At 67.6% G+C, this 4,734-nt stretch carries 2 protein-coding genes and 1 pseudogene; 2 read left to right on the forward strand and 1 reads right to left on the reverse strand.

Features of this window, described 5'->3' with window-relative positions; translation table 11 throughout:
• Nucleotides 1–186: pseudogene (locus J7367_RS22125) on the reverse strand (IS5/IS1182 family transposase); the annotation flags it as partial.
• A gap of 364 nt (nucleotides 187–550) precedes the next feature.
• Here J7367_RS22125 and J7367_RS22130 point away from each other — a divergent pair.
• Together J7367_RS22130 and J7367_RS22135 are read left to right on the forward strand one after the other, a co-directional pair.
• Complete coding sequence (locus tag J7367_RS22130; protein ID WP_042676038.1) at nucleotides 551–2,737, forward strand: bifunctional (p)ppGpp synthetase/guanosine-3',5'-bis(diphosphate) 3'-pyrophosphohydrolase; 2,187 nt, start codon at nucleotides 551–553, stop codon at nucleotides 2,735–2,737.
• Nucleotides 2,738–3,016: 279 nt separating this feature from the next.
• Nucleotides 3,017–4,459, forward strand: coding sequence for a hypothetical protein (locus J7367_RS22135; protein ID WP_057664371.1), 1,443 nt, complete (start codon nucleotides 3,017–3,019; stop codon nucleotides 4,457–4,459).
• Nucleotides 4,460–4,734: the final 275 nt, after the last annotated feature.

Here is a 4,734-nt window from a genome sequence, read left to right on the forward strand (position 1 = left end):
AATCCGCAACATCGTCGCCAGTGCGTACGGCTGCCGACCTGGCCGCCCCGACACTGGATAGTGCGGCGCGATCAGGGCAAGCAGTTGCTGCCACGGAACAACCTGCTCCATCTCGGCAAGAAAGATCTCGCGCCGGGTCTGCTTACGCTTGCCCAAGCCCTCAGCGTCACCGAACGTCAGCTGCATGGATGAATCCTCTACATAAGGCGATAGTGTCGCGCATCTGCGGTGAGTTGATCAGACCTTCCCTAGGTCTTCATACGGCTACCTCGCAGTTGGGAAAAACGTCGCTGGCTGCTGGATGCAACGCACGACGTCCTCCGAGCATAGGCAGGCGGTCTGGCGCAGTTGTAAAGGGCACGTAAAAAGGTGCGTCGGTCCCAACTACCCTTTGCCGCGCCGTGTCGCTTTTCGCGCCGGGCGGTTACGAATCAAGACGTTGCCGGGTGAACCCGGCATAAGCACGCGCGTCGTCTCGCGTGGCGAGCGCCTCGGCAAAACGCGTTGTGGAGAAGGTGACGCGCACGTTACCGTAGTCGTCAGCCCCCTGCTGTTGCCCACCGCCGTGTCCACCGCTGTGACCAGTTCCTCATTTGATCGTCTGCAGGCGTTGCTGCAGCGTCCCGCCGTGGCCTCGATCGCGCCCGCAGTGCGCGATGCGCTGGCGCAGGCCTGGCAGGAGCTGCCGCCCGCGCAGACCGGTGACGTGCCGTGGGCGTTGCTTGGCGACACCCTGGATGCATTGGCACTGCTGGCTGCCGACGAAGCCACCCTGATTGCGGCGTTGCTGTTCGATTTGCCTGCCTTGCGTGGCGTGATCGCGGGCCTGCCGTGGCAACCGGCGGAGCGGCGGGTGGCGGTGGAAGGTCTGCTGGACGGCCTGGACGCAGCCGATCAGGTCTGGGCGCTGCATGCCGGACGCGAGGCCGGGCGCAACAGCGAAGGGTTGCGGCGTCTGCTGCTTTCCATCATCCACGACCTGCGCGTGGTGCCGATCCTGCTGGCACGGCAGCTGGCGCGCATGCGCGTGGCCGATCGCCTGAGCGAGGATGAGCGCCGCGCGCTGGCCCAGCTCACGCGCGACATCCACGCGCCGCTGGCCAACCGGCTGGGCATCTGGCAGGTGAAGTGGGAGCTGGAGGACCTGGCATTCCGGCATCTGGAGCCGGAAACCTATCGTCGCATCGCCCGTGAAGTGGACGAAACCCGCGTGGCGCGCGAGCGCTACCTGGAAGCGGTCAAGCGCACCTTGTCGGCAGCGCTTGCCCAGCAGGGCCTGCGCGCAGAGGTGAGCGGGCGGCCGAAGCACATCTACAGCATCTGGCGGAAGATGCAGAAAAAGCGTCTGTCGTTCGATCAGCTGTACGACATCCGTGCGGTGCGGGTCATGGTCGATGACGTGGCCGCCTGCTACGCCGCGTTGGGTGCGGTGCATTCGCTGTGGGCGCCGGTGCCGAGCGAGTTCGACGATTACATCGCCCGGCCCAAGGCCAACGACTACCGTTCGTTGCATACCGCGGTGGTCGGCCCGGAAGGGCGCACGATCGAAATCCAGATCCGTACCTTCGAAATGCACGCTCAGGCCGAACTCGGGGTGGCCGCGCACTGGAAATACAAGGAAGGCGGCAAGGGCGGCGAAAAGGCCTTCGATCGCAAGATTCTGTGGATGCGCCAGCTGCTGGAGCAGGTGCAGGAGGGCGAGCATGGCGAGCTGGCCGGCGCGCTGGATGCCGAGCTGATCGAAGACCGCGTGTATGCGCTGACCCCCAAGGGCGAGGTGATCGATCTGCCACAAGGTGCTACGCCGCTGGATTTTGCGTATCACGTGCACACCATGGTCGGGCATCGCTGCCGTGGCGCGCGCGTCAACGACCGCATCGTGCCGCTGACCTACCGGCTGCGCAGCGGCGACCGCGTGGAGATCATGACCGCCAAGGAAGCGGACCCGCGCCGCGATTGGCTGCTGGCCTCAAACGGCTTCCTGGCCAGCGGGCGCTCGCGCGACAAGGTGCGCGCCTGGTTCCATAAGCTGGACCGCGCGCGCAACGTGCAGGCGGGCAAGGACTTGCTCGATCGCGAGCTCAAGCGCCTGGGCCTGCAGCATGCGGATCTGAGCGTGGCCGCGCGCAAATTCCACGCCGAAAACATCGACGAGCTGTATATCCAGGTCGCCCTGGGCGATACCGGCCCGAACCAGGTCAGCCGTGCGTTGCTGGAGGCCGAGCGCGCTGCGTCCCAGCCGGCAGTACCGGCGCCCCCGCGGCCGACCGCGCGGCGCGATGGATTGGGGAAATCCAAATTCACCGTCGAGGGAGTGGGCAATTTGCTGGTGCAGTTGGCGCGTTGCTGCCAGCCGGTGGCCGGCGAGCCGATTGCCGGCTACCTCACCCGCGGCCGTGGCATCACCGTGCACCGCACCGACTGCGCGGCACTGGCGCGCCTGGCGGCCGCCCACCCGCAGCGCGTGTTGCCGGTGGAGTGGGGCAAGGCCGGCAGCGGCTATGAGGTGGATGTGCAGGTGCGCGCGGTGGACCGCCGCTGGTTGCTCAAGGACATCACCAACCTGATCGCCCAGGAAGACGCGCACGTGCTGGAAATCAACAGCGACAACGTGCGCGATACCGGCAGGGCACAACTGCGGCTGCGCTTGAAGGTCAGCGATTACGGCCAGCTGTCCGGCCTGCTTGGCAAGCTGGATGCGCTGCCCGGGGTGAGCGAGGTGCGGCGGCTGGGCTAAGCCAGCCGGACATTTCAGCGGCTCCGTGTCTGGGAACAGGCAGCGCACGCAGTTGTGCGCTGTGCTTGCCTGACGAATCCCGAATCCCGAATCCCGAATCCCGATTCCCGATTCCCGAAGAGCCCACGCCGCCTTCGCAACCTCCACGGCTACCATAAAGCAGTGAACGCGTCCCCGTCAGGTCGCGCCAAGGATGGACGCCACCGTATGTCTCCGCTCCCGCGCTGGGCCAGATCGCCCCGCCTCTGGGCGCCACTGCGCAGCCGTGCGCTCTGGCGCGTGGTATTGGCGCTGTGCGTCTGTCTGCTGCTCACCGTGGTCGTGCTGCGCAGGCCGCTGGCCGATTGGCTGTGGCCGGACACGCGCATCCAGCAATTGTTGCAGCGGGGCGATGCGGCCTTGGCGCGCGGCCAGCTCAGCGCCGCCAACGGCAACGGTGCGCGGGAACTGTTCGCCGCCGCACTTGCACTGGACAGCGACCGTGGGGAAGCCCGGACCGGGCTGGCGCGGACCGGCGCTGCTGCGGTAGTGCAGGCACGTGCAGCGGTTGCAGCAGGCGATGCCGCAGCAGCGCAGCGCGCGCTGGCGCTGGCCACCGCCCTGGAGGCGCCGCAGGCGCAGATCGCCCCGGTTGCGGCGCGGCTGCGCGCGCTGCAGGCGCGTCGGGTCGGGCTGGATGCCTTGTTGGCGCAGGCGGCGGTTGCCCAGCAGCAAGGCCGCCTGGACGGCACGCCGGATAGTGCGTTGCCGCTGTACCAACGCATCCTGACCCTGGCGCCTGACCGCACCGACGCACTGGAAGGCCGCGAAGACGCCTTGACCGATCTGTTGGCGCAGGCACGCCAAGCACTGGCGCGCGATGAGCTCGGCGAGGCGTCGGCATTGCTGGTCGCGGCCAAGCGTTACGACGCCGGGCATGTCGACATGCCGCTCACCGAAGGCCAGTACCACCGCGTGCTGGAACAGCGGCGTCAACGTGCGCAGGCCTTGCTGCGACGTGGTCGCCTGGCCCCGGCTGCGCGCGATTTCAACGCGGTGCTGGCTGCCGAACCGGACGATGGGATCGCCCAGCGGGGCCGCGACCAGGTGGCGGACGAGTACGCCGCACAGGCCAGCCGGCAGGCGGCGGATTTCCACTTCGACGACGCGTTGCAATCCTTGCGTCAGGCGCAGCAATTGGTGCCGGGCGCCGCGTCGATCGTGCAGGCCGAGCAAGCGATTGCGCGCGCGCGCGAGGCCCAGCGCGGCCCGGACGCGAGCCTGTCGCGGGGCACGCGCGAGCGCCGTCTGCGGGAATTGCTGCAGCGCGTTGCCGATGCCCAAGCGCAGCAACGCTGGATGACACCGCCCGGCGCCAGCGCCTACGATGCCGTGCGTGCCGCGCAGGCGCTGGCGCCGCGCGATCCGCGTGTGCTACGGGCAGCTGCGCGCGTGGTACCGGCCAGCCAACGTTGTTTCGAGGACGAACTGCGCAACAACCGCCTGCGTGCCGCGCGTGGGTGCCTGGATGCCTGGCAGGCGCTGACACCCAATGCCGATGCATTGGCCGGTGCGCGACGCCGCCTTGCACAGCGCTGGGTGGCGGTCGGGAGCGAACGGCTGGGCCAGGAGGACGCAGCCTTCGCCCGCCGTGCGCAGGACGAGGCGCATCAGCTGGATCCGGGTTTGCCGGAACTGGCCGAATTCACGCGTCGGGTCAAGGCGGTGGCCGAACAGCGGTGAGCGGTTGCTGGTGATGTGGGCAACTTGGAAGGCCGCAGAGCGTGTGCAGTCCCACGGTCTAAGGCCCTTGTTGCATCAGGTACAGGCACAGCCCCACGCTCCAAGCCCCATATTTGCATCAGATGCAATGCGTGCTGCAGACGCAGGTGAACCAAGCTGTGCAGCCTTTCAACCAGCACGCGATACACGCTGCGATGCACACTGCCTTCTCGCACCGGAGAAGGTCCTCCGAAAGGGCGGATGAGGGTAGGTGGTCCGCCCTGAACAATTCCGTT

Origin of the sequence: Xanthomonas sp. D-36-1 (assembly GCF_017746155.1) — a bacterium.
Lineage (GTDB): Bacteria > Pseudomonadota > Gammaproteobacteria > Xanthomonadales > Xanthomonadaceae > Xanthomonas > Xanthomonas cissicola.